Annotated in this window: 24 protein-coding genes; 12 read left to right on the plus strand and 12 right to left on the minus strand. The window is 37.2% G+C overall.

Going from position 1 to position 26,981, the window contains the following annotated elements:
* Positions 1 to 16 precede the first annotated feature (16 nt).
* The 7 genes from hscA to G9371_RS03645 form a co-directional block, all read right to left on the minus strand.
* Positions 17 to 1,876, minus strand: a complete 1,860-nt coding sequence (hscA, locus tag G9371_RS03615; protein WP_029424361.1) for a Fe-S protein assembly chaperone HscA — start codon at positions 1,874 to 1,876, stop codon at positions 17 to 19.
* A 38-nt stretch (positions 1,877 to 1,914) separates the two neighbouring features.
* Positions 1,915 to 2,433: a Fe-S protein assembly co-chaperone HscB gene (gene hscB, locus G9371_RS03620; protein WP_001015254.1), complete on the minus strand. Its 519-nt coding sequence runs from the start codon at positions 2,431 to 2,433 to the stop codon at positions 1,915 to 1,917.
* Positions 2,434 to 2,517: 84 nt separating this feature from the next.
* Positions 2,518 to 2,838 carry an iron-sulfur cluster assembly protein IscA gene (iscA, locus tag G9371_RS03625; RefSeq protein WP_000581597.1) on the minus strand — a complete coding sequence of 107 codons (321 nt, stop codon included), beginning with the start codon at positions 2,836 to 2,838 and terminating at the stop codon, positions 2,518 to 2,520.
* Positions 2,839 to 2,868: 30 nt separating this feature from the next.
* Entirely contained in the window at positions 2,869 to 3,255 is a 387-nt protein-coding gene (gene iscU, locus G9371_RS03630; RefSeq protein ID WP_000331712.1) for a Fe-S cluster assembly scaffold IscU, read from the minus strand.
* A 66-nt stretch (positions 3,256 to 3,321) separates the two neighbouring features.
* Positions 3,322 to 4,539 (minus strand): IscS subfamily cysteine desulfurase, encoded by a 1,218-nt coding sequence (locus G9371_RS03635; protein WP_000828390.1) that lies wholly within the window; start codon positions 4,537 to 4,539, stop codon positions 3,322 to 3,324.
* A 1-nt stretch (position 4,540) separates the two neighbouring features.
* Positions 4,541 to 5,014: an Rrf2 family transcriptional regulator gene (locus tag G9371_RS03640; protein ID WP_001241480.1), complete on the minus strand. Its 474-nt coding sequence runs from the start codon at positions 5,012 to 5,014 to the stop codon at positions 4,541 to 4,543.
* A 110-nt stretch (positions 5,015 to 5,124) separates the two neighbouring features.
* Entirely contained in the window at positions 5,125 to 5,772 is a 648-nt protein-coding gene (locus tag G9371_RS03645; protein ID WP_029424360.1) for a hypothetical protein, read from the minus strand.
* 210 nt (positions 5,773 to 5,982) lie between these two features.
* Between G9371_RS03645 and G9371_RS03650 the strand changes: the two genes are divergently transcribed.
* The 3 genes from G9371_RS03650 to G9371_RS03660 all read left to right on the plus strand — a co-directional run bounded on the left by G9371_RS03650 (position 5,983) and on the right by G9371_RS03660 (position 8,877).
* On the plus strand, positions 5,983 to 6,438 hold the full coding sequence (locus G9371_RS03650; protein WP_000368000.1) for a phasin family protein: 456 nt from the start codon (positions 5,983 to 5,985) through the stop codon (positions 6,436 to 6,438).
* A gap of 169 nt (positions 6,439 to 6,607) precedes the next feature.
* A complete protein-coding gene (locus G9371_RS03655) occupies positions 6,608 to 6,880 on the plus strand; it encodes an HU family DNA-binding protein (protein ID WP_001043034.1) in 273 nt (90 codons plus the stop codon).
* A 131-nt stretch (positions 6,881 to 7,011) separates the two neighbouring features.
* Entirely contained in the window at positions 7,012 to 8,877 is a 1,866-nt protein-coding gene (locus G9371_RS03660) for a SurA N-terminal domain-containing protein (RefSeq protein WP_000443421.1), read from the plus strand.
* Positions 8,878 to 8,916: 39 nt separating this feature from the next.
* On the opposite strand, the gene G9371_RS03665 is transcribed toward G9371_RS03660, so the two are convergent.
* Positions 8,917 to 9,864, minus strand: a complete 948-nt coding sequence (locus G9371_RS03665) for an AraC family transcriptional regulator (protein WP_000339569.1) — start codon at positions 9,862 to 9,864, stop codon at positions 8,917 to 8,919.
* Positions 9,865 to 10,053: 189 nt separating this feature from the next.
* Between G9371_RS03665 and G9371_RS03670 the strand changes: the two genes are divergently transcribed.
* A complete protein-coding gene (locus G9371_RS03670; RefSeq protein ID WP_029424359.1) occupies positions 10,054 to 11,277 on the plus strand; it encodes an alkane 1-monooxygenase in 1,224 nt (407 codons plus the stop codon).
* A 119-nt stretch (positions 11,278 to 11,396) separates the two neighbouring features.
* On the opposite strand, the gene G9371_RS03675 is transcribed toward G9371_RS03670, so the two are convergent.
* The 4 genes from G9371_RS03675 to G9371_RS03690 form a co-directional block, all read right to left on the minus strand.
* Entirely contained in the window at positions 11,397 to 12,602 is a 1,206-nt protein-coding gene (locus G9371_RS03675) for an acyl-CoA dehydrogenase family protein (protein ID WP_029424358.1), read from the minus strand.
* A 21-nt stretch (positions 12,603 to 12,623) separates the two neighbouring features.
* Positions 12,624 to 13,907, minus strand: a complete 1,284-nt coding sequence (locus G9371_RS03680; RefSeq protein ID WP_171068542.1) for an acyl-CoA dehydrogenase family protein — start codon at positions 13,905 to 13,907, stop codon at positions 12,624 to 12,626.
* Positions 13,908 to 14,136: 229 nt separating this feature from the next.
* A complete protein-coding gene (locus tag G9371_RS03685) occupies positions 14,137 to 15,510 on the minus strand; it encodes an ABC1 kinase family protein (RefSeq protein ID WP_000070798.1) in 1,374 nt (457 codons plus the stop codon).
* Positions 15,511 to 15,746: 236 nt separating this feature from the next.
* Positions 15,747 to 16,049: a hypothetical protein gene (locus G9371_RS03690; protein WP_000120631.1), complete on the minus strand. Its 303-nt coding sequence runs from the start codon at positions 16,047 to 16,049 to the stop codon at positions 15,747 to 15,749.
* A gap of 190 nt (positions 16,050 to 16,239) precedes the next feature.
* On the opposite strand from G9371_RS03690, the gene ybaK reads away from it, so the two are divergent.
* The 8 genes from ybaK to G9371_RS03730 all read left to right on the plus strand — a co-directional run bounded on the left by ybaK (position 16,240) and on the right by G9371_RS03730 (position 26,907).
* Positions 16,240 to 16,704: a Cys-tRNA(Pro) deacylase gene (gene ybaK, locus G9371_RS03695; protein WP_000186520.1), complete on the plus strand. Its 465-nt coding sequence runs from the start codon at positions 16,240 to 16,242 to the stop codon at positions 16,702 to 16,704.
* 372 nt (positions 16,705 to 17,076) lie between these two features.
* Entirely contained in the window at positions 17,077 to 18,861 is a 1,785-nt protein-coding gene (locus G9371_RS03700; RefSeq protein ID WP_029424356.1) for an IucA/IucC family protein, read from the plus strand.
* Entirely contained in the window at positions 18,854 to 20,287 is a 1,434-nt protein-coding gene (locus tag G9371_RS03705) for a lysine N(6)-hydroxylase/L-ornithine N(5)-oxygenase family protein (protein WP_029424355.1), read from the plus strand. The genes G9371_RS03700 and G9371_RS03705 overlap by 8 nt, the downstream gene beginning before the upstream one ends.
* A 20-nt stretch (positions 20,288 to 20,307) precedes the next feature.
* Positions 20,308 to 21,747 (plus strand): DHA2 family efflux MFS transporter permease subunit, encoded by a 1,440-nt coding sequence (locus G9371_RS03710; RefSeq protein ID WP_029424354.1) that lies wholly within the window; start codon positions 20,308 to 20,310, stop codon positions 21,745 to 21,747.
* A gap of 11 nt (positions 21,748 to 21,758) precedes the next feature.
* Complete coding sequence (locus tag G9371_RS03715; RefSeq protein ID WP_029424353.1) at positions 21,759 to 23,600, plus strand: IucA/IucC family protein; 1,842 nt, start codon at positions 21,759 to 21,761, stop codon at positions 23,598 to 23,600.
* A 9-nt stretch (positions 23,601 to 23,609) separates the two neighbouring features.
* Positions 23,610 to 25,520 carry an IucA/IucC family protein gene (locus G9371_RS03720; protein ID WP_165471254.1) on the plus strand — a complete coding sequence of 637 codons (1,911 nt, stop codon included), beginning with the start codon at positions 23,610 to 23,612 and terminating at the stop codon, positions 25,518 to 25,520.
* Between the two features lie 12 nt (positions 25,521 to 25,532).
* A complete protein-coding gene (locus G9371_RS03725; RefSeq protein WP_029424351.1) occupies positions 25,533 to 26,303 on the plus strand; it encodes a (2Fe-2S)-binding protein in 771 nt (256 codons plus the stop codon).
* Positions 26,290 to 26,907, plus strand: a complete 618-nt coding sequence (locus G9371_RS03730) for an RraA family protein (protein WP_001071705.1) — start codon at positions 26,290 to 26,292, stop codon at positions 26,905 to 26,907. The genes G9371_RS03725 and G9371_RS03730 overlap by 14 nt, the downstream gene beginning before the upstream one ends.
* Positions 26,908 to 26,981: the final 74 nt, after the last annotated feature.

The raw sequence follows: 26,981 nt of genomic DNA on the forward strand, positions 1-26,981 counted from the left end.
TGATCACCTATACCTTTTAATTTGATTTTGACCAATCATCGAGCTTCGTGCCTTTTAAGGCATGGTCAATATGTCGATTCATCCGTAGTGCTGCAAAAGCATCACTATGTACTTTAAGTTGTTGAACTGCTTGCTCAATTGCTTGAATATCACTGCCTTCAAGCTGAGCTTTTAATGATTCCTTAGCAGAGTTGAGTGCTTCAAGCTGCTTTTCATCAAGTAAATCTGCATCTACTTTTAATGCTTGCTCAAGAGCCTCAAGCTCACGTTCTGCTTCAACTTTAGTTTCTTTTAAATGACGAAGATTTTTGTCCTCTTCGGCATGTTGGAAACCTTCAATTAATAAGCGTTCCGTATCTGCCTCAGATAAACCATAAGATGGTTTGATATCGATATGAGCTTGCACGCCAGAAGTTGCTTCACGAGCAGAAACGGTGAGTAAGCCATCTGCATCAACTTGGAAAGTGACTTCAATACGAGCTTGGCCTGCAGTCATTGGTGGAATGCCATGAAGTACAAATCTACCTAATGAACGGCAATGTTCAACTAAATCACGTTCGCCCTGAACTACATGAATTAACATAGCAGTTTGGCCATCTTGATAGGTGGTGAACTCTTGACGACGTGCAACAGGAATCGCTGTATTACGAGATATCAGACGCTCAACGAGTCCTCCCATAGTCTCTAGACCAAGAGAAAGAGGGGTTACATCTAAAAGAAGAGAGCCATCTTGGCTATTACCGATTAACTGGTTGGCTGTAATAGAAGCGCCAATTGCCACCACTTCATCCGGGTTGATCGTGCAAAGAGGTTCTTGGGCAAAAACTTCCTGTACTGCTTTTTGAACAGCATAAGAGCGAGTAGAACCACCTACCAAAACAACATTTTGAATATCGGTTAACTCAAGTTTTGCATCACGCAGTACACGCTTACAAACACTAATCGTTTTATCTAATGCTACTTGAATAATGCTTTCAAATGTAGGGCGATCTAGTGTGAGAGTTGCTTCGAGTAACTTTAATTCAACTGAATCTTGAGTTGATAATTGTTCTTTAGCTTGACGTGCTGCCACAATAAATACGGCATAATCTTCATCGCTTAATACATCAATATTAAGCTGTTTTTTAGCCCATTTTACGATTAGACGGTCTAAGTCATCACCACCTAAAGCAGTGTGACCACCAGTCGCTAAAACTTCAAATACGCCTTGTGAAAAACGTAAGATAGATACGTCAAAAGTACCGCCACCCAAGTCATAAATTACATAATTACGGTCGGTCGCTAAATTACTTTCTTGATCTAATCCATAAGCTACAGCGGCAGCTGTAGGCTCATTTAATAAACGTAATACATTTAAACCTGCAAGTTGAGCTGCATCGCGAGTTGCTTGACGCTGAGCTTCATCGAAATATGCAGGAACGGTAATTACTGCTCCATTAACAGGATTTTGTAAGCTGTCTTCAGCGCGATCTTTTAATTGTTTTAAAATTTCAGCTGAGATTTCTACTGGTGTTTTGCGTCCAGCACGGGTTTCAAAAGCAGGCATTTCATTTTCTGAGCCTACTAACTCATAAGGGTGTTGAAATTTAATATCTGCCTTTGAACGGCCCATAAATCGTTTAACAGAAACAATTGTATTTTTTGGATCTGCAATGATAAACGGTTTAGCTTCTTCACCATAATGAGTTGTATTGTCCCCATAATGAACGATAGAAGGAAGTAATCTTCTATTTTGAACATCATTGAGTACTTTAGGTTTGCCTGATAACACTGTCGCAACTAATGAGTGTGTTGTTCCTAGGTCAATACCAATCGCAATGCGATGTTGGTGTGGGGTACTGGATTGACCCGGTTCAGCAATTTGCAAAAGTGCCATGAGTTAAATCCCTTGAAAATAAAGTAGAGAAAGCAAAATTAAAAATCGTCGTCTAAATCAAAACTGTCTTCATCATCTAACAGTTGATCTTCTGCTTTATCAATATCGTTTAAAACACGTTGAAAGAAACGTAACTTACGTACGGTATCGCGTGCTTCTGCCCAATCTTCTTCACTGTAATCAATTTTGAATTCACGGACCAAACCATCAATCCATTGTTGTACTTCTAATCTTAAAGTACGTAAATGTTCAGATGATGTCGCTTCATCAAGTTGTTCACGAAGTTCTAAAGCGGATTGTAGAAATTCGAAATCACTAATAGATTGATCAAGATGATGATCTTGCTTTTTAAGAGCTAAAAGATAAGCAGCGCGGCTATCAACTTGAGAAAGCGTTTTAAAAGCTTGATTGATTTCACTTGATTTGATCAATGCTTGATCTTTATCTGCGGCTTTATCTGGATGATATTGTTGTTGCAAACTTAAGAAATTTGATTTCAAGCTTGCTAAATCGATATCGAGTGCCACAGGTAAATTGAACAACTCAAAATGATTCATTAGAAATGAGGTCCACATTAATTAAATACATTAAAACAGTGCTGTTAAAAGGCACTGTTTTAATGAGAAAAGGAAAGGAGAGGATTAAACAGTGAATGACTCACCACAACCACATTCACCCTTTTTATTAGGATTGTTAAATTCGAACCCTTCATTAAGGCCATTTTTAACATAGTCCATTTCTAAGCCGTCTAAGTAAACTAAGCTTTTAGGATCTACAAAAACCTTAACGCCGAATTGTTCGAAAATTTGATCATGTTCATCGATATCATCTACAAATTCGAGAACATAAGCCAACCCAGAACAACCAGAAGTTTTCACACCAACGCGAATGCCTTCACCCTTACCTCGGTTTTTAAGGTAATTGCTAATATGAGTCGCAGCATTTTCAGTTAAATGAATCATGAAAACTCCAACGTTTATAATGGTAACAAATTAAGCTTTTGATTTTTTACTACGATAATCTTCAATCGCAGCTTTAATTGCATCTTCAGCTAATACAGAACAGTGAACTTTTACTGGTGGAAGAGCTAGCTCAGTTGCAATATCAATGTTTTTGATTGCTTGAGCTTCATCAAGAGTCTTACCTTTTAACCATTCTGTTACAAGTGAACTTGATGCAATTGCAGAACCGCAACCATAAGTCTTGAAACGTGCTTCTTCGATTACACCGTTGTCATTTACTTGAATCTGTAAACGCATTACGTCGCCACATGCAGGTGCACCCACCATACCTGTACCAACATTCTCAGAGTTTTTGTCTAAAACACCAACATTACGTGGGTTTTCGTAATGATCAATTACCTTTTCGCTATAAGCCATTTCGCTTCTCCAAACCTCGGGGTCAGCCTAATATTAATATGAGGGTTAAAACACTAATTTCAATAATTAGTGTTCTGCCCATTCAACTGTAGAAAGATCGATACCTTCTTTGTACATATCCCAAAGCGGAGAAAGTTCACGTAATTTCTCAACAGCGGCTTTGGTAATTGTAAGCACGTGGTCAATATCTTCTTCAGTTGTGTATTTACCAAAACTAAAGCGAATTGAGCTGTGTGCTAGCTCATCAGATAAACCTAATGCGCGAAGAACATATGAAGGCTCTAAAGTAGCAGAAGTACAAGCAGAACCACTTGATACAGCAGCGTCTTTAAGCGACATCATTAAAGATTCACCTTCAACAAAGTTGAAGCTGACGTTTAAATAGTTAGCAACGTTTTGAGTTGGGTGGCCATTTAAGAATACTTGTTCAAGGTCTTGTAAACCGTTCCAAAGTTTGTCACGAAGTTTACGAATACGTTCTTGTTCTGCATGCATTGTTTTGCCTGCAAGTTCAAAAGCTTCACCCATACCAACAATTTGGTGAGTCGCTAAAGTACCAGAACGCATACCACGTTCATGTCCACCGCCATGAATCTGTGCTTTTAGACGAACACGTGGGCTACGACGTACATATAATGCGCCGATACCTTTTGGACCATAAATTTTATGAGCAGAGAAACTCATTAGGTCAATTTTCATAGTAGATAAGTCGATATCGACTTTACCAGCTGCTTGTGCTGCATCTACATGGAAAAACGTTTTATTTGCACGTGTTAATTCACCGATCGCTGCTACATCTGTAACTGTACCAATTTCATTGTTTACCATCATAAGTGAAACAAGAATAGTATCTGGGCGAAGGGCAGCCTTAACCATCTCAGGAGTAATTAAACCTGTTTGTGGTTCTGGCTCTAAATAAGTGATTTCAAAACCTTGTTCTTCCAATTCACGGCAAGGATCTAGAACAGCTTTATGTTCAATTTTACTTGTAATGATATGTTTGCCTTTAGATGCATAGAATTGAGCAACACCTTTAAGAGCAAGGTTGTCTGATTCAGTTGCACCAGAAGTCCAAACGATTTCACGTGGGTCAGCTTTAATTAAGTTTGCGACTTGCTCACGTGCATATTCAACTTTTTCTTCTGCCTGCCAGCCATAAGCGTGGGAACGAGATGCAGCATTACCAAAGGTACCGTCGAAAGTTAAACACTCCATCATACGTTCTGCAACTTGCGGATCTACTGGAGTGGTTGCTGCGTAATCAAGATAAATTGGACGTTTCATATCAAATACCTGTACCCGATAAAAGAGCTGAATCTGTGCCAGTTACATTTTGGCGTAATGCAACAGTTTGAACGTTGTCTCGGCTAATGAGGTTGGCAAGAGTGATTTTAGCTAAATAGTCGGCAATATGATGAGAGAGTTCTTGCCATAAATCGTGAGTAAGACACATTGCACCATTTTGGCAGTTGCCTTTATGGTCACAACGCGTTGCATCAACGGTTTCATTTACGGCTTCAATGATTTCTAACACAGTAATTTCATCAGCGTTTCGAGCCAAATGGTAACCACCATTTGCACCGCGAACACTAGAAACTAACCCATGACGCTTAAGTTTTGCGAACAACTGCTCTAAATAAGCAACTGAAATAGATTGACGTGCGGCAATTTCGGCGAGCGTGATCGTTTGTTCAGTTGGCTGCAAAGCTAAATCAAGTAGAGCAGTCACTGCGTAGCGACCGCGAGTTGTAAGGCGCATGATTCGATACACATGTTAAGACTAGATAATAGGATTTTATGAATCCCGACTAAAATAGTCAAGTTTTTTTATTTTTAATTCAAGTGCAGGATCAAATTAGAAAAAATAAGTTAAGCTACCCACAAATTATATATGAAATAAACAATAAATATTAGGCTAATTATACCAAAGCAGAAGTTAATGTTCCGTTGGCGCTGTTGTAAACGTGCAATTCGGTTTTGATACTGTTTAATTTCGACATGCAACGAATTTATTTCTGAGCGTTGTTGGTCGATTTTTTCAAGTAATGGAGCAATTTTTTTGCGAGAGGCTAGTGCTTCGGCTTCATCATCTGGTGCGTTGAACCACTGCTTCCAGTCTGCTAGAAGCTTAGGTAAAGTGAGATGCGAAATTAAATCGATGAGTTCTTTTTTAGTCTCTGCATCCCCATCAATTCGCATGTTATTCAGGCTACGTTGATTTGAAAAAACAAAAATTTTGATAAGGTCAACGAGAGTACTATTAATTTCTAAATCAATCCGACGGTCATATGAGTGAATATCAAATAGCAATCCTTTTTCCGTAAACTGCACATAGAAGTCGAAAAATGGCAAATAGCTATTAATACGGATTGTTATTTTATTGGCGATAAACTTTTTCGCTTGCAAGCGAAGAACACCATCGTGGGTGAGAATAAATGAGAAAAAAGTTTCTAAAATAATTAGAACAATATTCAGCAACAGACGTGGATGTTTTTGTCTTTGTTGCGTTTCACTCATAAAAGTTTATCCTTAAATATTAGAGATTAATTGAGAGAATGAGACATCCTATCTCAAACTTAACACAATGTCCTGTTAAATATATTTACATGACATGATTGTTTTGTAGAACAGTTTCATAAATGTATCAAGTCTTGACTTTGTTATTATAAGAATATTTTGTGGTTAAATAACACTTCGTCTCTCTCATCCGATCAGGAGCTTAGATCAATGGATAATGCAAACATAGAAACACAAGCAGAAGAGCAAGGAGAAAAAAATAAATCAAAATCAAAAAGTTCTAGAAAATCTGCATTAGATTTTAGAAAGTATACTAAACAAATCTGGTTGGCAGGTTTGGGTGCTTTTTCACGTGCCGAAGAAGAAGGGAACAAACTATTTGACTCATTAGTCAAAGTAGGGGAAGAGTTAGAATCCAAAACAGGTGATTTAGCAGATACAACTGTTGGTAAAGTAACCGAAAAAGCAAAAGAGTCGGTTTCTGATACAAAAGACAAGGTCGAGAAAATTTTAGATACGAGTGTAAACCACTCTTTAAATAGAATTGGCTTGGTCACTCCGAAGGATTTACAGCACATTGAACAACTCCTAGTTCAACTGCATATAAAGGTAGATGCTTTAATTGAAGAAAATCAGAAATTGAAGGCAAAATTGAATGAAAAGTAAAAAAATGTAGGGATTTAGCAAATATATAACAGTTTTTTAGCATTTATTTTTGCTAAAAGCTCTGCTCTAGTATTGCGTTTTCCCCCAAAGCATTGCTATAAAGGCGTCATGGCCTTTTAAACTATAGCCTTGGACCTTAAACAAACGATATTAAGAGGATGTTTTATTCATGAATAAATCAGAATTAATCGATGCAATTGCTGAAAAAGGGGGAGTATCTAAGACTGATGCAGGCAAGGCACTCGATGCGACAATTGCGTCAATTACTGAAGCACTTAAAAAAGGTGACACAGTAACTTTAGTTGGTTTTGGTACTTTCAGTGTTAAAGAACGTGCTGCACGTACTGGTCGTAACCCTAAAACTGGTGAAGAGCTTCAAATTAAAGCAACAAAAGTACCTAGCTTTAAAGCTGGTAAAGGTCTTAAAGATTCAGTTGCTTAATCTTTTAAGATGATTAAACGCGCCAATATAGGCGCGTTTTTTATTAAAAATCTGAATTGACCAATATTGCTCATTCATTCATTGTGGTTTTTCAGTTAAAATTCTCCTCGAAATAAAATATTGGAATACTTATGGAATCGTTTCGTACAGTCATTAAGGGTTGGCTCGGCAAAGTCCTTTTAGTTTTGTTTTTGACCCCTTTAGCGCTTGTAGGTATTGAAGGATATTTTAATAGGGGAAACAAGGCAGATGTCGCAAAAACTGTAAATGGACAGGACATATCAAAAAAAGACCTTGAAACTTTAACGCAAAGGTATAAAGAACAATATTTAGCTGCTGTAAAGGGTGATGAAAGTTTACTTAATTTACCGGTAATTCAAGCCAAAGCTCTTGATATATTGGTATCCCGTAATTTGCTCATTCAACAAGCTGAAAAATTAGGTATTTCTTTAAGCGATGCTCAAATCGAGCAAATGTTAGCTCAGCAGCCAAGTTTGCAAGAAAATGGCCAGTTTTCACAAAAATTATATGAAAATTATTTGCGTTCGATTGGTATGACAAGCGAAGGCTTAATTGCTAGCTTACGTCAAGATCACGCTTTAAAAATGTTGACTTCAACTTTTGCAGATTATTCTTTAGTGAGTAAAGTTGATTTAATGCAAATTGCGAATTTGCAAACTGAACAGCGTACATTGCATTTGGCTAGTATTAAGTTAGACCCTTATAAAGCTGGTTTAACTGCATCGAACCAAGAGGCTACTGATTACTACAACAAACATCAGAATGAGTTTAAACAGCCTGCTTCTGTTGATGTAGATTATGTTGTTTTATCTCCGTCTTTAATGGCTAAGCCAGCTCCAGCAACAGATGCCGAGCTTAAACAAGCTTATGCAAAGTTTGTAGAAACTCAGCAAAAAGATGCTAAACGCATAGTGAAACATATCCTTATTACGACAGACGCTCGTGATGATGCCGCAGCTCAAAAACTTGCTAAAGATGTATATGCAAAAATTCAGGGTGGACTTTCATTTGCTCAAGCAGCAGCTCAGTTCTCTGAAGATCCAACTTCTAAAACGAAAGGTGGATTAGTTGAAGCATATGCACCTGGTGTTTTCTCTGATGCATTTGATAAAACTGTTCTAAGCTTGAAAAATGGTCAAATTTCTCAGCCAGTAAAAACACAATATGGCTATCATATTATTGAAGCGGAGACTCAGGCGAACCAAATTCCTTCATTTGAAGCTGAGAAACCACGTTTAATTGCAGAAGTTGAAAAGAATAAAGTTGCTTCTGTTTATTCAGATACCGTAAATAGTTTGAACGAAACGATTGTTGGTAATGATTCTTTAGATGCTGTTGTACAGCAGGTTAAAGGTACAAAAATCGAATCATTAAATGGTGTAACTTTAGCTACTCAAAATCCATATTTAAGTGATCCTAACGTAAAAATTAAATTGTTTAATGATGATGTGAAAAATGGCGATCGTAATGCTTCATCTAATATTCAATTAGCGAACGGAGATACTGTTTGGGTTAAAGTACGTGACTATCATGCGGCTGGTGTTAAACCACTTGCCCAAGCAATGAATGAAGTAAAAGCTAAAGTAATTGATGAGAAAGCACGTAAAGCAGCTCAAGCGAAAATCGCTACAATGCTGACAGAATTCAAAACTCAGCCAGCTGAACAAGTTGTCGCGAAAAATAAAGTTGCTTTTGAATCAGCGGGTGTATTTACTCGTTCACAAGGTTTAAAACGTGCAATTGAGCGTGCAGCATTTAGTGTTCCTGCGCCAAAACCAGGTATGTGGTCTGTAACTACCGCGAACTTACCAAATGAGTTAGTGGTTGTGGCTGTTTCTAATGTAAATTCAGCTGCTGTTAACGCTATGCCTGCTGATCAGTTGCAACAATTAAAACAGCTTTACCGCCAATCTCGTGGTCAACAGATACTTGAAGATTACAGCGAATACTTAAAGTCACACGCTAAAATCAAATAAAATCTATGTAATAAAAAAAGCGCTTCGGCGCTTTTTTTATTATTCATCGAGATTAGTACCAATATAATTTTGTCTATATTGTTTAGGTGATAAATCAAATACTCTTTTAAATGCCTGACTAAATGCGGTTTCGGAAGAATAGCCCACTTTATTTGAAATTTGTTGTATTGATAAATTACTTGTGCGTAGATATTGGCTAGCTAAGCGGAAGCGATAATGCTGCAAATAAGTAAGAGGTGGTTCACCAATAATACTATTAAAAAGATTGGCAAACTTAGATCGTGACATGCAGCATTGCTCAGCTAATGATTCAACAGTCCAGCTTATTTCAGGTTGACTATGAATTGCGGATAAAGCATTACTTAATTCAGGATGTGTGAGGGCACCTAACCAATTTTGTTGATCTGACATTTGTTGAATATGATCACGAATACATTCTATTAAAAGAATACTGACTAAGTGATCAATAATTTTGTCATGACCTGGTTGGATTTTTTGTGTTTCGACCGCTAAAAAGTAGAGACCTATTTGCAACCATTCAGGAGGAGTGGCCTGGTTCTCATGTTGAATATGCATAATAGAGGGTAATGCATTAATAAGTGGCCCTGCCATATAAGTATCGACTTGACAGCGCAAGCAGAGTAATAGGGTATTTTCAGATGTTGATGAGCCTAACTCAATTGGATCGTGGCGATGTCCATTAAATAATGGAGTAATATCGACTGGATCTACAAGTTTACTTGCAGTAGCTTTTGAGTCTGTAGCATGATGCGCTTTTCCAGAAGGAATTAAAATAATATCTCCAGCTCTTGCTGTTATTTTCTCTGACACATTTAATTGGATATATACAGAACCCGTTAAAACAATATAAGCCAGTAAAGCAGATTGATCTTGTGTTTTAAAAGCCCATTCACCTTGTGCTTTTATATAAATATATTCAGACTTATTTAAGTGGATATCATCAAAAAATTTACTTAGTGCATCCATGTTTACGTGATCAATCATTATTTTAATAAAATTATAGTGAGCTATAAGAATAGATCAACATGTGTTTTTAGGACAAAAAAGTGGAAGAAAATGCCAAAGACTTTGAAATAGGTTTTTTGGACGGTTACAACTGTTAAGAAAATAGTATTTCTTTAACTATATAGATATATAGAAAAAGGAAATATGACTATGAATGCACCAGTAAATGTTCAGCAAGAACTTATGCCAGTGCCAGCGTCTATGCGTGAGATAGATCGTAAGCGCTATTTATGGATGATTAGTCCGGCTCTACCTGTAATTGGTTTAGGTATTTTAGCTGGATACCATTTTGGTCCACGCCCATTAAAGAAAGTATTTGCTTTAGGTGGCCCACTTTTATTACACGTTGTGATTCCTGCAATTGATACAATTATTGGTAAAGATGCACGTAATCCAACCGATGAAGAAATTAAACTTCTTGAGAAAGATCCATATTATTCGCGTTTGGTAAAAAGTTTTATTCCATTGCAGTATGCGGCAAATATTTATGCATGTTATTTAACAAGCCGTAAAGATACTTCATTTATTGACAAAATTTTGCTTGGTATTTCGATGGGTGCCATTAATGGTATTGCAATTAATACAGCCCATGAATTAAGCCATAAACATGATCGTATAGACCATATTTTATCTCATCTTGCTTTGGTGCCTACAGGTTACAACCATTTCCGTATTGAGCATCCATATGGCCATCATAAACGTGCAGCGACTCCTGAAGATCCGGCATCTTCACGTATGGGTGAAACATTCTATGAATTTTGGCCACGTACTGTTATCGGTTCTTTTAAATCAGCAATTGAAATTGAGAAAAATCGTTTAAAACGTAAAGGTAAAGAGTTTTGGTCACTCGATAACGAATTGCTGCAAGGCTGGGGTATGAGTGCTGCTTTCCATGCTTCTATGGTAGGAATTTTTGGTAAAGGTACGATGCCTTATTTGGCAACACAAGCATTTTACGGGATTAGTCTATTCGAAATTATTAACTATATTGAACATTATGGCTTATTGCGTCAGAAAAAAGAAAATGGCCAATATGAACGTACAATGCCAGAGCATAGCTGGAATAATAACAATGTAGTGACCAACTTATTCTTATATCAGTTACAGCGTCACTCAGATCATCATGCTTATCCAACTCGTCCATTCCAAGCGTTACGTCATTTTGATGAAGCACCAGAGTTGCCAAGTGGCTATGCAAGTATGCTGCTACCAGCCATGATTCCTTCATGGTGGTTTAAAATGATGGATAAGCGTGTATTTGATCACTACAAAGGGGATTTAAATAAAGCAAATATTTCACCAAAACGTCGTGCAAAAATCTTCAAAAAATTTGGTGTAGTCGATAAGTCCTTAGAAGCTACACAGGCTGAATAATTAAAAAATATATTCCTGAAATACCGAACCCTCTAATCATGTGATTAGAGGGTTTTATTTTTGCCGATAAATCATAGTGCTAAAAAGCAAGGAAGTTAAAAAACTCCCTTGCAATATTTCTATTTTAGTTCACTTGAAGATTTTCCAAGCTCACGTCGAGCAATAATAAGTTGCTGGATTTGTTGAGTACCTTCAAAAATATCAAGAATTTTTGAATCACGTGCCCACTTCTCAAGTAGTTCATCTTCGTTATAGCCAACACTTGCTGCTAACTCGACACACTTCAAAGTGATTTCATTGCCTATACGACCTGCTTTTGCTTTAGCGATGGAAGCTTCTTTTGAGTTTGGTTTTTTGTTGTCGGCCATCCAGGTGGCTTTCAGCATAAGTAACCGTGCAGCTTCCCATTCGGCTTCCATTCGGTAAATTTGTGCAGCAAGGTTGGAAGTTTGCAAATATGGAGTCGAGTAATTGGGGTCTAACTGCTCTTTAAAAATTTCTTTAATACGCTCTAAAGAGGCTTTGGCACAGCCAATTGCCATTGCTGCGACTAATGGACGTGTATTATCAAAAGTTTCCATTACACCGGCAAAACCTTTTGCAACATCAATTTCAGGATTACCGAGCAAATTTTCAGCCGGAACACGACAGTCAGTAAAACTAATAACGGCTGTGTCAGAGGCTTTAATTCCTAACTTATGTTCAAGTCGTTCAACCTTCATTCCGGGTGTACCCTTAGGCACCACAAATGATTTGATTGCTGCGCGTCCAAGTTTTCGGTCAAGTGTAGCCCACACAACCACCGAGTCCGCACGTTCACCAGAGGTTACGAAAATCTTTTCACCATTTAAAATATAGTCATTGCCATCTTTAGTTGCCGTAGTACGGATCGCAGCAGAATCAGAACCACAACCCGGCTCGGTAATGGCCATAGCCGCCCAAGTACCTTTAAAACGTTCTAGTTGCTCATCATTTGCGACCGCGGCAATTGCAGAGTTTCCTAAACCTTGACGTGGCATGCTGAGTAATAGCCCAGTATCGCCATAACACATTTCAATGATGCCTAACGCTGTTGACATGTTGGTTCCATTACGGATTCCTTCATTATCAGTTTCACCACGTTTTCCTGCACCGGCAGCCCCTGCATTAATTCCTTCACCACCTTCATTCATGCCATCAATGAGTGAAGCAAGCATATCCAGCTCTTTCGGATAAGCATGTTCTGCTTTATCGTATTTACGGGAAATAGGGCGTAAAACATTGATCGCAACATCATGTGCCTGATCAATCATCATTTTGAATTTTTTGGGATTTTGTAAATTCATGAAAATATCCTCTGATTGATCTTAAGCATGTAGGCCAGAATGTAAAATTGCGGTTGCACGTAAATCACGATACCAGCGTTCAACAGGGTGTTCTTTTGTAAACCCATGACCACCTAAAATTTGTACGCCATCTGTTCCTATTTTCATGGATTTTTCTGCGCAAAGAAGACGAGCTAAATATGCTTCACGATGGAATGGTTTACCTGCTTCGGCAAGACTTGCAGCATTTAAAATCAGCATACGCATAGCATCAATTTCAATTGCCATGTCTGCAATCATGAACGCGACACTTTGACGATGTGAAATTGGTTCTCCGAAAGCAGTTCGCTCATTGGCATATTTAATACAGTAGGCTTTTACTGCTTCACAGGTTCCTACAGCCATTGCACACCACATTAAGTTGCCTAAATCTAAAAAGGCGGTGTAATCAAAATCTGTTGCACCTAGTCGTAGAGCGGGTGTATGGCTGAATTTTAAAGTAGCTGTCTCTGTTGCTTTGAGACCCATAGCAGGGGTACTTTTAATAGAAATGGTATCGCCAGCTTGTACTACAAATACATCCGGCTTGCCATTAAAGTCCGCACTCACCAAGAACACATCAGCCAAATCTCCTAAAATGACTAATGTTTTTTCACCCTCTATAAAATATTGATCATTTTCAAGAGAAGCTTTTGTTTTTAAGACATAAGGGTTAAATGCTGGAGTAGCTTCTTGTACAGCGAAAGTGGCGGTAATGTCTGAGTCTTCTGCAAAGCAAGGTAAATACATTGACTGAACTTCAGTAGAACCCCAACGTGTAATAGCATTAATAACACTAAACGTACTTAAGAGCCCTGCTGTAAGACTAAAATCACCTTCAGCTAGTTTTTCAGCAATCAATAAGTTACTTACAATATTTTGTTCAGCGGCGACACCACCTAGTGCTTCTGGAAGAGCGTAATAGTTTAATCCTAAATCTTCTACATATTGCCAAAGGCTTTCTGGAAATTGAGCTGTCTGATCAGCATCATGAGCTAATCCCAATAAAACTTCTTGAGCAAATTGAGACATTGCCTCTGAAGTCATTTGTTGTTCTTCAGTTAGGCTTAAATCAAATAGGTTTTTCTTCTGTTGAGGCAGACGTTGTTGGGGAATTTGCTTAGGTTTAAATGCTTTCTGAGTCTGACTTAATGCTCTAAAACCAGCTTTTGAACCTTGGTAAAGAGACCTTTCAAGAAATTTACGTAGTTTGAGTTGATCAAGTACATCGCTTCCAGCTAGTTTTGTGATCAGCGATAAACCCAACCCTTGGGCTTTATTGATCATATTTGTCATGATTATGGTGTCCTAACACATTGTTATTGTTTTATGCTGACACGCTGTATAAGAAAAAACTATGTCGTTGCTGACATTCAAAAAATGAGTAGATAAATGGTAAAAGCAAAATAGGTTTTGGTTTATGTTTCTGATTTTAAAAAATAAAATAAATTTTTAAAAAGAACTATTTTGATTGGATTGACTAGAATGACACGGAATCATTCTAGTCTTAATAATATTAAGCAAAGTTACGAATCATACGTCGTACATTTGTTTTGGCATCAATAACAGTCATAAATGTATATGCGCCAATAAACTTACGGCTAATAAACATAAATTCTTTTGGAGGAACCGAGAAATATCGAGACGCCATTGATTTACTTGCTTGCTGCATAACACGACTATGTAACTGGCTCTTTTTCCAGTCATAACGTTCATGTTCATCCATCAGCCCAGCTGGCATATCTGGATTATTTGCAGGGGTACTGAATGCTTCTGTCGCAAGTAAAAAGACATCGGCCATGCCGGGTTTAATACTTTCAGGCATTGCATCGAAAAACTCATATCCAGTCATTGCTTGAACCATCGCATGTTTATCATGCTGATAACCCGCTTGTATAAGATTACGCGCAACTGAGAGTAAATGTTCATCGAACTGACGGATCGCACCAAAGTCTAATAGTACAATTTTATCCTGAATATCTTGGCCATTACCTAAACGAACAAGGTAGTTACCAAAGTTAGGGTCAGTTTGCATTTCGCCCCATTCAAAAATCTCACGAACTGCAATCTCTAGTGAAGCTTCACCGAGCTGATTACGTCGTTCTTGAGGAAGGGAAAGCATGACTGGACTATTGATAGGCACGCCACGTTCAAAGGTCATACATAAGACTTGATCGGTACAGTATTCATCTACAATTGTAGGGACGATATAGCGCTCATCATCTTTTAAACGCTCAGCAAAGCGACGTGTTGTGGCTGCCTCTACGTGATAATTGACTTCACGATGCATCATTTCACGTACTTCATCGAACCACTGATCAAACTCACGGGTTTGAGGAACCATACGTGTAAGCTTAAGCATGTTTTTAAACAGGCTCATATCGGAGTCAATTGCATTCGCAACACCAGGGTATTGAATTTTTAAAACTAACTCTAAACCGTCTGACTTACGTGTTGCGCGATGAACTTGTGCCAGAGAGGCCGTACCGATAGGCTCATGATCAATTGTTAGATCATTTAACTTAGAACCTAGTTGTTCTTGTAAGTGAGGTTTAATTGCTGGCCAGTCTAAAGCAACAGTTTGGTTATTTAAGGTATTTAAAGCTTGAGTAATTTCTTCTGGTAAAAAATGTTCACCATAAAGCGCCATCATTTGGCCAATCTTGACAATAGAACCTTTAAGTTTGCCAATTTCAGAAACAAGATAATTAGCTTGCTCGCTCATTGCCTTTTTACGCTTCTTCTCTTTTTCTTCTTCACTAGAAAAGAGGGAAGAGGCACTTGCAGTAGCCCAACGTGTTCCTGCCAGTAAAGAAGCTTTCGCGATTGATAAGCGTCGATCCATGGAAGAAGTTTTTAAACTCTTAAGCTTATCGTTCTGATTTGACATGAAAATAGAATCCTATGCGCATCATGCAGCCAAACGCTGGTGATCTAAAATTGTAACGAATATTACATGTTTTGAACGTATTAAAATAGTTCCCTCAGACTGAATGGTGAGTTGAAAGTCTCATTTTAGATTTTAATTTTCTAAAAATAGCCTAAGCGTTAGAGAGAAAATTAAAATATCCACCACTCAGAAAAATAAACCACTATAAAACGTCGTATCAGATGCTAACCGTAAAATTACATTTTAAACTGAATTTTCAATTCAGCCTTTTGCATTAAATGCATACGATTAGCTTGAATATGTTGAATAACCATTTGCTTGACGGAATCATGCATAAAACCAAGCGCATGAGCCTTTACAATAACGATGCTAGGCAGTGTATAGAAAAAGTACTTAACATCATCAAAAGTCGCATTATTAAAAATGCCTTGTTCGATTAAGGTCTGCTGTAAAAATTGCTTTTCATTTAATACATGATCTGAAGACTCATCCCAAAAACGGTGACGCATTGCCATCAGATTATTGTGTTTGTAACTCATAAATTCGCCAGTTCAGACTTTAAATCTCAACTAAATATATTGGAGTCATCTACTCAATATCAAGTTTAGATTGTTTTTTGTTCGGTGTAGGTTTGATTTTTCATGTAAATGATGTAAATAGCCTAAGCAAATTTTAAACTTTTCTTAAAATAAATATAATCAATATCATTTCATTAAAATTTAAACTCCTATGACTCCTGCATGTAGACTGTTAAAAAGTAACAAAATCGAATTTTCTATCCATGAGTATGAACATGACGCAAATGCTAAAAGTTTTGGCTTAGAAGCTGCGGAAAAATTAAACCTTAATGTAAATGAAGTGTTTAAAACACTTCTGGTTACCGATGAGAAAAATTATTTTGTTGCGGTTATACCAGTTAACCATCAACTCAATTTAAAAAAAGTAGCTACGGCAGTGGGGTGTAAAAAACTACAGATGGCAAATCCTAAAGATGCCGAACGTTTAACAGGATACTTAGTGGGTGGAATTAGTCCTTTAGGCCAAAAGAAACGTTTGAAGACAGTAATTGATGCCTCTGCACAAGAGCTCAGCAAAATTTATGTAAGTGGCGGTAAGAGAGGGTTAGATATTGGTGTAAATCCTAAAGATTTAGCACAAATATTAACGGCGCAATTTGTAGACGTACTTGATTAAATTTATGAAAAGAGGACTACTTATTAATTTAAGTAGGAGTGGACTGGCTCAAGTCGGGTTTTATAATGAAAACCTATTGTAAATGAGAATATTATCATTTAATACTATTGTTAAATTTAGTGAAGAAATTTACATTAAGTAGTCACTCTTAGAATAAACATATTTAATTTCAAAAAGTTATTAAAAAATAAAAATTATTCAGCATGTTGAATAATGAAATAATAATAATTATCATTAATATTATTCTTAGCCTTACATTGGCTGAGTAGAAAAATCATAAACTAAATATGATTAAGCAGTTGTTTTTAACAAATTGTTAAAAAGAAATTTTTTTAAAACAAAAGCTTAAGATTCTGAATAGGATGTAGTCAGATGCAAGAACTTGCCAACCGATTGGCGATACAAAATTTCGTCAACGCTTATATGCAAGAGACTGGCAAAGGATATTTACTTTCTTTTGACCAACAAAGTTCAACTCAACAAGCGTTTAGCTCTGGTTTGACGCTGTTAACTCTTCCTCTTCCTTCTATACAAGCAGAATGTTCTGTACCTTTATCTTATGTGAGTCGTGTAGGACGCCATCGTCTCGCTGCTTTACCGAAAATGTGTATTGATGGTCAATGGCAAAAATTCAGTGCAGGAACCATTGTTAGTCTTTTACTTGAAGAGTTGGTTATTGAATCTCGATTCAAATTAGATGCTGCTTCATTGTTAGAGAAATGGATACAAAGCCGGGACGCGCTACTACAATTCTTAAAACAACGCCACAATGATTTCGATGATTTAGTAAAGGCTGGACAGAATTTTATTGAAAGCGAACAGGCATTAATTTTGGGTCATAGTATGCACCCAGCGCCTAAAAGCCGGAATGGTTTTGTTCATGAAGATTGGTTGAAGTTTTCACCTGAACATGCTGGAAAAACTCAGTTACATTATTGGCTTGTTCATCAGAATTATATTGCTGAAGGTTGTGCAACTGAGCAGCCAATTTCAGATCAAGTTAAAGACGCAATCCGTTGGTATTTGTCCGAAAGCGATTTAAACCTGTTAAAGACTCATGTTGAATTTAAATTATTGCCACTACATCCTTGGCAAGCCCGTTATTTACAAGGTAAACCTTGGTTTGAGCAATTAAAACAAACAGGACAGTTAATTGATATCGGTTTACGTGGATGGCAATTTTCACCGACTACATCAATTCGGACCTTGGCAAGTTTTAACGCCCCTTGGATGGTTAAAACTTCACTATCAGTCATGATCACTAATTCAATTCGAGTGAATTTGGCAAAGGAGTGTCACCGTGGCGAAATTTCTTATCGTTTATGGCATAGTGATTTAGGTAAAAAAATATTAAAACAGTGTCCAACATTGAAAGCAGTTAATGATCCAGCCTGGATAGCTCTGCAAATAGACGGCGAGATTATTAACGAGACAATTTGTATTTTCCGTGATCAACCATTTGCAGTACAGCAACAAGTCACTTGTATTGCATCTTTATGCCAAGACCATCCAAATAAAGAGTTAAATCGTTTTAATGCTTTATTTGACCAAATTGCTCAGAAAAATCAACAAACGAATTTTAAAGAAATTGCTTTGGATTGGTTTGATCATTTCTTGAAGATTGGCTTGGCTCCGTTAATGTATGTTTATCATAAATACGGTATGGCTTTTGAATCGCATCAACAAAATGTATTACTTGAGCTAGAAGATGGTTTACCGAAAAATCTCTGGTTACGTGACAACCAAGGCTTTTATTATATTGAAGAGTTTGCAACTGAAATTGTAGAAGCATTACCAGATTTACTAGAAAAAGCTCATGCGGTTGGTCCTAAAGATTTTGTGGATGAACGCTTTAGTTATTATTTCTTTGGCAACACTTTATTTGGTTTGATTAATGCAATTGGAGCAACTGGCTATATCTCTGAAGATGAACTGTTAATCCATTTGCAACAAAATTTACTTCAATTATTAGAGCAATATCCAGATAGTACATTATTACAGGGTTTATTGTTTAACGATTCTTTACCGTATAAAGGCAATTTACTTACACGTTTACATGAATTAGATGAGCTTATTGCTCCATTAGAACATCAGTCCGTGTATGTGCAGCTACCAAATCCACTGTACGTTGAACAGAAGGATGTGAGCTATGCTTGATTTTATTGGAATTGGACTGGGGCCGTTTAATTTAAGTCTGGCTAGTTTGTTACATGATAAAAGCGGGCTGCAATATCGCTTTTTTGATCAGCGTGAGAAATTTGACTGGCATGCTGGTATGCAATTGCCCAATGCGATGTTACAAGTTCCTTTTATGGCTGATTTAGTTAGTATGGTTGAGCCAACCAGCCCTTTTAGTTTTTTAAATTATTTAAAACACCATCAACGTTTATATAAATTCTATTTTAGAGAAAATTTGTATATACCGCGTCAGGAATATAATCATTATTGTCAATGGGTTGTAGAACAACTTAACCATATTGAGTTTAGTAGCCATGTGCTGGACATTAAACCGATTATAGGTGGATTTGATGTGGAGGTAGTGTGTAATGGGCACCACCAACATTATCGTACTCGACAATTGGTATTGGGAGTGGGTACAACTCCACATTTGCCAGAAAGCTTACAACAGATTTATTCAAAATCAGGAACCTGCCTGCATTCATCAGAATATTTACAGTACAGCTCTCTGAAGTTATCAGGAAATGTAATTTTAATTGGTTCTGGGCAGTCAGCAGCAGAGATTTTTTTAGATCTATTTGATCGTCAGTATATGAATGGTCGAACTACACCAGACTTTCATCTTTATTGGTTAACCCGTTCTGCTGGTTTCTTTCCCATGGAAAATACACCATTCGGTTTAGAACATTTTAGTCCGGATTACATGCATTATTTTTACCATTTACCATCAGGTTTAAAGGCAGAGTTACCAGCGCAACAAGCAAATTTATATAAAGGTATTAGCAGTAAAACGATACGTGATATTTATGAGCGTTTATATCATCGTAGTATCGGTGGAATGCCTATAGATGTTACGTTAGCTGGACATCATCAACTGCAATATGCAGAGCTTTTAGAAAACCAGAAAACAAAGTTGTGTTTTGAACACCGTCAGCAAAATAAGAATTATATTCTGGAGGCTGATTGTGTTATTGCAGCAACGGGTTATCGTTATCCAAACCCTAAGTTTCTACAAAATTTACAATCTTTGATCATACGAGATCAGGCCGACCATTGGCAGGTGGCTTCAAACTTTAAAGTCAATTATCAAGGTGAGGGATCTATATTTATTCAAAATATGGAAGTTTATCACCACGGCGTAGGTACACCTGATTTAGGCTTAGGAGCATATAGGGCAGCCACAATTGCAAATCAATTGGTTGGTGAAGAGTTATTCAAACTTGATCATTCTCAGTCGTTCCAACAATTTGGAGTGAATGCATCAGCGCAAGAAGAAGTTTCTATTCGCAATATTGCAGCCTCAAAAATAACCGAGTTTTCAAGACCCTTAAATAAATCAGGGCCAATGCATCATTCTGCTTTGGGAGCGTATGCACGAAGTAAATTATCTGAGCATATTGAATAAGCTGAACAGAGGATATGTGTATGGAACGTTCTTCTGTGTCCGCGGCTCAACCTCATGAGCAAAGTTTACAACGCTACGTACTTCTGACGGTTATGCTTGGTACAGGTACGGTTAGTTTAAATAACAGTAGTTTCAACCCTGCAATACCTCATTTAATGTCCTATTTTCAGGTAGGTGAGGTATGGGCAAGTTGGGTCGTTGTTGCCTTTTTATTAGCAATGAGTATCAGTTTGCCTTTAGCTGGGTTCCTAAGCCAGCGTTTTGGTAAGCGATCAATTTATTTAATTGCCTTATTGGGGTTTGCTTTGGCTTCTACAGTAGGTGGTTTATTTAATCAGTTTGAATCGGTGTTGATTGCTAGAGCTCTGCAAGGCTTTTGTAGCGGATTAATGATTCCATTATCTCTTGGACTAATTTTTTCAGTTACGCCCAGTGAACAACGGGGAAGTACAACAGGATTATGGGGTGCCATGATCATGCTAACCTTAGCAGTTGGGCCTATGCTCGGAGCACTGGTTTTGGTATGGCTTAATTGGAAGGCCTTATTTTTTATCAATTTACCTGTTACTTGTCTGGCATTAATTTTAGGCTATGTTTTTCTACCTAAAGAGCAAGGGGACAATAAGCAAGAGTTTGACTGGGCAGGATTCTTTTTTCTCGGTTCAAGCATAGTTTTATTACTTGGGACACTGAGCCAAATCCATCAAATTCAGGACTTACTTCAACCTCTATATGGTGCGCTTTTAGTTCTAAGTATGCTGCTTTTTATAAGATTTATTTTTGTACAAAAGAATAAGTCTATGCCATTAATCGAGCCAGCTTTGTTTGCTACGAAGGGTTTCCGCTACAGCTTAGTCATTTGTGTGGCACAAACAGTAGGCTTATTTATTGGCATGTTGCTCATTCCACTATGGATACAGCACCTTCTAAAGTTAAGCCCGCTTTGGACTGGTTTTGCGCTAATGAGCAGTGCAGTAGTTACCGGTATTTGTAGTCAACCTGCAGGAAAATATCTAGATCGTTACGGTGCTGCAAAAATCATGTCTCTTGGACTAATGATTACTGTGGCTTCTTTTCTTTTGCTTGCTTGGGCACCTGTACAAAATGTCTGGTTCATTGTGTTTTGTATGATATTACATGGCTTAGGAATGGGACTTTCTTATATGCCATCGACTACGGCAGGTTTGAACAGCTTACGCCAGCAGCAACAGCATCTAGTTACTCAAGCGGCCGCTCTAAATAATTTATTCCGACGTATTTTTGCTGCAGTGGCAGTCGTTATTGCCGCGTTATATCTTCAGCTAAGACAACAATCATTGCCGTTAAATACTCAAGCAATATTTACATCATTTCACACTATGCAGGAAATCTTTGTGTGTTGTGCAATTCTTATACTTTGCACTTTGCCTTTCGCATGGCGTTTTCCTGAACAGTACAGAATCGACCAATTAAAGAAATAGGATTAATAAAAATGGGACAATTACATCCAGTTTTATCAAATACACATGTGATTCAAAATACTTTACAGGCTTGGCAGCGTCCAAATTCGGATCAGGCAAAATATGTTGAGCAACGTGTTATTAAGCAATTACTTCAAGCTTTAATTTTTGAAGATATTATTCATTCAGAATATGATGGAAAAAATTTTATTATAGAAGTACAAAATAGTCAGGGCCAAGCCATTCGTTATGTCGCTGCAGGGCAAAGACAATATAGTTACAAACTGGTACGCCTCGCCCGTAATCAGGATGTATTTCGTCAAGATGAAAACGGTCATTATCAGATTGCTACTTTAAATTTAGTTATTGATGAAATTCTTAGAACCATAACCGATGCAGCAAAAGTTGAAGATTTTATTTTTGAATTAAAACGAACATTTATTCATGATTTACAGTCTCAAGCATGTTTTGATCACTATGCTTTGCCGGCAATTCAATATCCATATGATATTTTAGAATCATATTTAATGGATGGTCATCCATATCATCCGTGTTACAAGTCACGTGTAGGTTTTAGTTTACAAGACAATGTACGCTATGGGGTAGAGTTCGCCCAACCAATTGCCTTGGTCTGGTTGGCTGTGCATCAGGACATTGTTGCAAAAAAACATTCAGAAGATATAGAGCCAGATTTATTTTTTAAGGAGCAATTGAATTCACAAGACCAAGAGCTATTCCTGCAACATCTCTCAGATCGTGATTTGAAAACTAATGAATATATTTGGATTCCGGTTCATCCTTGGCAATGGGAAAACCATTTAATTTCTATTTTTGCTGAAGAAATTCTAAATGGCAAAATTGTTTATTTAGGGCAAAGTCAGGATCGCTATTTAGCCCAACAATCTCTACGCACTATGACTAATTTGCAGCATCCGGAAAAGCCTTATATCAAACTGTCGATGAGTCTAACTAACACATCAAGCTCACGTGTTCTGGCTAAACATACCGTAATGAATGGGCCAATTATTACAGACTGGTTGCAACGCTTAATTAAACAGAGCAAAACCGCCCAAGAGCTTGATTTTGCTGTATTAAGTGAAGTGTATGGCTTAAGCGTGGATTTTACTAAATTGCCAAAATCACATGCTCAACAGGCCTACGGCACAATTGGATGTCTATGGCGTGAAAGTGTGCATCAATATTTACGTGAAGGTGAAGACGCAATACCGTTAAATGGCGTGAGTCATGTTCAAAAAGATGAGCAAGCATTAATTGCACCATGGTTACAGCAATATGGTGTTGAATCATGGACACGTCAACTTTTGAAAGTTGTGATTACTCCTTTGATTCATTTACTTTTTGCGGAGGGAATTGCAACTGAATCACATGGCCAAAATATTATTCTTGTACATAAACAAGGTTGGCCAACGCGAGTTCTTTTAAAAGACTTCCATGATGGTGTGCGCTATAGCCCAGCACATTTAGCGCACCCTGAATTGGCTCCTGAACTCGATCAGTTGCCGCCTGAGCATGCAAAAACCAACAGTATGTCATTTATTTTGACAGATGATTTAAATGGTATTCGTGATTTTAGCTGTGCCTGTCTGTTTTTTGTCGCTTTAACCGATATTGCAATATTTTTAAATCAAGACTTTGATCTTCCAGAAAAAAATTTCTGGCAATGGGCTGCGGAAGTCATCCAAAATTACCAGCAGCAACATCCAGAGCATGCTTCACGTTACCAATTATTTGATGTTTTTGCCGAAAAATTGCGCATTGAGTCATTAACTAAACGGCGTTTATTTGGCGATCGTAGTATACAAATTAAATTTGTCGATAACCCGTTAGCTCCTTTTAAATTGCAGGTGAAGTGAGATTTATCTATGAATGCACTTCAGCCCGTTTATCAAGTAATGAACCAAGGAATCTTACAGGATTTTATCAATAGCCTACTGGTTGAAACGATTATTCCTGAACAGTTTATTTTTGATTTTGCGACTGCCCAAACAGCGCTAAATCAACATGGCAAAAATCTTCAAGAAGTATTTAAAAACACGTCTGAACAATTTTCTTTTGTGCTATTACACGAAGAGAGTCGGCAAGACTTGGTCATGTTTGCGGTACAAAAAGGTATTACTCAAGCCTGGAAGCTTGCTAATGAAACAGAAGTTTTTTTATTGGAACGCACAAATGATCATGTTCAGATCAATGTGATTGGGATAATAGAACTTTTTGAGTTTATTCAAGCGATAGGTCTTTTTAATCATTGTAGTGCTGATAAAGTTCAAGCCTTTTATGAGCAGCTGCAAAAATGTTTAAAGCAATATCATTTATTACAACAGCATCGGGTAAATGCACATGATTTATTGAATCAAAGCTTGGCACATAGATTCCGCATTTTAGAGCAATATGCAGGTTATCGGGACCGCCCATATCATCCTTTAGCCAAATTAAAAGAAGGTCTCAGTCAGCAAGAGTATATGCAATATTGTCCGGAATTCGCTCAAGAATTATCTATTCATTGGGTGGCTGTACATAAAGATAAAATGATGTTTGGTGAAGGGGTAGAAAATATTTTCAAACAACAGCCAAGCGAAATTTTTATTCCTCGTGCTGAGCGATATCAATTAAAACAGGAAATGTTTCAACGTGGGTTAAATGAAACCCACATTGCAATGCCAATTCATCCTTGGCAATTTGAGCATTTATTTCCCAAGTTCTATGCGGATGATATTGCCGACGGCGTTTGTCATCCTTTGAATTTTATCTCTAAAGGAATGTATGCCAGTGCGTCTATGCGTAGCCTCTTATCAAAAAATGTTTTAGAAGAAAGTCTAAAATTACCGATAGGAATTAAAGCTCTTGGTTCATTAAGATTTTTGCCTATTGTGAAAATGATTAATGGTGAAAAAAATCAGAAATTATTACAGCAAGCCAAGGCAAAAGATGCTGTCTTAAAACAAAAATTATGGCTTTGTGAAGAAACACAATGGTGGTCATATTTACCCGAGAAGCAAAATGACCGGACAGCAGACAATGAGTGGTTATTTGTAGAGAAACCTACCCATTTGGCAGCTCAGCGCCGTCATATTCCAGCTGAATTATTGCAAGAACCTTATCAACTTATACCAATGGCAAGTCTTGGACATATAATTATGGATCAGCCTGCCATTTTTGATTATATTTTGCAGCTTCAACACAAGGACATAAATTCCAAGCAGATACTTATCGAGTTTGAGAAACTGTGTACATGTTTCTTTGATGTAAATTTGCGATTATTCCGCTTAGGGCTTATGGGTGAAATTCATGGGCAAAACATATGTCTTGTGTTGAAAAATGGCGAATTTGATGGATTGATGTTCCGTGATCATGATTCATTACGTATTTATTTACCTTGGGTAGAGCAAAACGGATTAAAAGATCCTAATTATTTGAGTCCACATGATTTTAGAAATACGCTTTATCATGAATCGGTAGAGGCTCTGTTATTTTATATTCAAACTTTAGGTATTCAGGTTAATCTAGGGTGTATTGTTGATAATTTAGCGAGTCATTATCAAATTGAAGTTAAGGATCTATGGTCTGTACTTGCTCATGCGTTAAAGCAAGTTATTCAAAATCTAAACTTCCAGCCAGAGATTTTGACCCAGCTCCAACATTTACTATTTGAAGTGCCTGAATGGCCATATAAGCAGTTACTTCGACCTTTGCTAGAACAAGATACACGGATTGGTAGTATGCCATCGGGAATTGGGAAAACCCGAAACCCCCTTTGGTATGCCTTAAATTGTTAGTGATATCTGACGATGAATACGTCTTTTAAAATACAGGCAGAGAAGTGCGCAACTCTGCCTATATTGCAACAGCGTCTGAAATTAAATGTTCAAATACTACCTGAAAGTTCAACAACCTTAGATTGTCTGTTGAATGATGATGTATGTCGACAGGTGTTACAGGATTTTGCAACACGTATTCATGCTAAAAATCTAACTTGTGCGACCTCATTGTTTATCAAATATTGGTGTACAAGTTGGATCTTACCTTTTTTATATTGCCATGCAGCTGTTTTGCCATTTGTAAAATGGGATAGTTCAGCATTAGTTATAGACTTGCTGGAACAATGGCATTGGGATAGGGCTTTACAGTTAAACCAAGCAAGTTTTCATTCTTTTCAGATTATACATTTGCAAGAGTTTAATGACTTGATAGAACAACTTAATCTGTTATTTAAGCAGTTAGCGAAAATAGGTCGCGTACCTTATATATTACTCTGGGAAAATGTAGCTGTTCGAGTAGTACAGTTTTATCATTCTTTTACAAAGCAAAATCTAAATCCGGATATACAGTCTCGGTTAGAACGGCAAAAACAATTCTTTAAGTCAAAAACTGCCGAAAGTTTTTATTTAACTGAAAATCCGTTTATGCGTTTATGGAATGGATGGCATCCAGAATTTAATACTTTTATGAGACAAAAATGCTGTTTCTATTTTCAGCTCAAAGAGGCTGAACAAACCTTATGCCGTAATTGTCCCTTACGTTTAAAAGAAATCGGAAAATTTAAAAATGAATCAAATTGATACTTCTAAAGCACTTGTTACAGCATATAAAGAAATAGCAACCTCTACTATTGGTCATGTACTTGATCAGGGATATATTCCACAGGTATTCCCCTTAAGACCTGAAGATAAGGTGGTAGGGATTGTACGTACGGTTCGGATTGAGTCGATCAATGCGAGTGGTTTAAGACAAGTCTTGATGAGTTGTCAACCAAATGAAGTTCTCGTTATTGATGCAAGATATGATCTACAACGTGCTTGCTGGGGAGAGCAAAGGAGCGTAGCCGCTATACACTGTGGTCTGGCTGGGGTTGTGGTCTTAGGTGCTATTACAGATCGGCAGGCTTTACTTAAACTTAAACTTCCTATATTTGCTCATACAACCAGTTGTTTAACCACTCGCAATGAAGGGGAAAGTCTCGTTGAAATAGATGCCAAGATTCATATTAATCATACTATTGTACAAACTGGAGATCTGATTGTAGGGGATGCAGATGGAATATTTATAATAAAAATGGATGTGGCACAGCAATATTTAAAAGAATTTCAAATGCTTGAGCAAAATGAACAAAATAAGAAAAATGAATTCTTTTTAAAAAATAAGATAGATGACTATTATTTTTAATAAAAATCATTCTCATTAATGTTCGTATTTAGTATGATGTCGTGCCTCTTGAAAAATCGTTAAGTAACATTTGG

This window comes from Acinetobacter sp. EKM10A, from assembly GCF_011075215.1.
GTDB lineage: Bacteria > Pseudomonadota > Gammaproteobacteria > Pseudomonadales > Moraxellaceae > Acinetobacter > Acinetobacter baumannii.

Excerpts from the sequence above, each read along its gene's own strand:
- hscA (WP_029424361.1), bottom strand. The coding sequence starts at position 1,876 with ATGGCACTTTTGCAAATTGCTGAACCGGGTCAATCCAGTACCCCACAC.
- hscB (WP_001015254.1), bottom strand. The coding sequence starts at position 2,433 with ATGAATCATTTTGAGTTGTTCAATTTACCTGTGGCACTCGATATCGAT.
- iscA (WP_000581597.1), bottom strand. The coding sequence starts at position 2,838 with ATGATTCATTTAACTGAAAATGCTGCGACTCATATTAGCAATTACCTT.
- iscU (WP_000331712.1), bottom strand. The coding sequence starts at position 3,255 with ATGGCTTATAGCGAAAAGGTAATTGATCATTACGAAAACCCACGTAAT.
- G9371_RS03635 (WP_000828390.1), bottom strand. The coding sequence starts at position 4,539 with ATGAAACGTCCAATTTATCTTGATTACGCAGCAACCACTCCAGTAGAT.
- G9371_RS03640 (WP_001241480.1), bottom strand. The coding sequence starts at position 5,014 with ATGCGCCTTACAACTCGCGGTCGCTACGCAGTGACTGCTCTACTTGAT.
- G9371_RS03645 (WP_029424360.1), bottom strand. The coding sequence starts at position 5,772 with ATGAGTGAAACGCAACAAAGACAAAAACATCCACGTCTGTTGCTGAAT.
- G9371_RS03650 (WP_000368000.1), top strand. The coding sequence starts at position 5,983 with ATGGATAATGCAAACATAGAAACACAAGCAGAAGAGCAAGGAGAAAAA.
- G9371_RS03655 (WP_001043034.1), top strand. The coding sequence starts at position 6,608 with ATGAATAAATCAGAATTAATCGATGCAATTGCTGAAAAAGGGGGAGTA.
- G9371_RS03660 (WP_000443421.1), top strand. The coding sequence starts at position 7,012 with ATGGAATCGTTTCGTACAGTCATTAAGGGTTGGCTCGGCAAAGTCCTT.
- G9371_RS03665 (WP_000339569.1), bottom strand. The coding sequence starts at position 9,864 with ATGGATGCACTAAGTAAATTTTTTGATGATATCCACTTAAATAAGTCT.
- G9371_RS03670 (WP_029424359.1), top strand. The coding sequence starts at position 10,054 with ATGAATGCACCAGTAAATGTTCAGCAAGAACTTATGCCAGTGCCAGCG.
- G9371_RS03675 (WP_029424358.1), bottom strand. The coding sequence starts at position 12,602 with ATGAATTTACAAAATCCCAAAAAATTCAAAATGATGATTGATCAGGCA.
- G9371_RS03680 (WP_171068542.1), bottom strand. The coding sequence starts at position 13,907 with ATGATCAATAAAGCCCAAGGGTTGGGTTTATCGCTGATCACAAAACTA.
- G9371_RS03685 (WP_000070798.1), bottom strand. The coding sequence starts at position 15,510 with ATGTCAAATCAGAACGATAAGCTTAAGAGTTTAAAAACTTCTTCCATG.
- G9371_RS03690 (WP_000120631.1), bottom strand. The coding sequence starts at position 16,049 with ATGAGTTACAAACACAATAATCTGATGGCAATGCGTCACCGTTTTTGG.
- ybaK (WP_000186520.1), top strand. The coding sequence starts at position 16,240 with ATGACTCCTGCATGTAGACTGTTAAAAAGTAACAAAATCGAATTTTCT.
- G9371_RS03700 (WP_029424356.1), top strand. The coding sequence starts at position 17,077 with ATGCAAGAACTTGCCAACCGATTGGCGATACAAAATTTCGTCAACGCT.
- G9371_RS03705 (WP_029424355.1), top strand. The coding sequence starts at position 18,854 with ATGCTTGATTTTATTGGAATTGGACTGGGGCCGTTTAATTTAAGTCTG.
- G9371_RS03710 (WP_029424354.1), top strand. The coding sequence starts at position 20,308 with ATGGAACGTTCTTCTGTGTCCGCGGCTCAACCTCATGAGCAAAGTTTA.
- G9371_RS03715 (WP_029424353.1), top strand. The coding sequence starts at position 21,759 with ATGGGACAATTACATCCAGTTTTATCAAATACACATGTGATTCAAAAT.
- G9371_RS03720 (WP_165471254.1), top strand. The coding sequence starts at position 23,610 with ATGAATGCACTTCAGCCCGTTTATCAAGTAATGAACCAAGGAATCTTA.
- G9371_RS03725 (WP_029424351.1), top strand. The coding sequence starts at position 25,533 with ATGAATACGTCTTTTAAAATACAGGCAGAGAAGTGCGCAACTCTGCCT.
- G9371_RS03730 (WP_001071705.1), top strand. The coding sequence starts at position 26,290 with ATGAATCAAATTGATACTTCTAAAGCACTTGTTACAGCATATAAAGAA.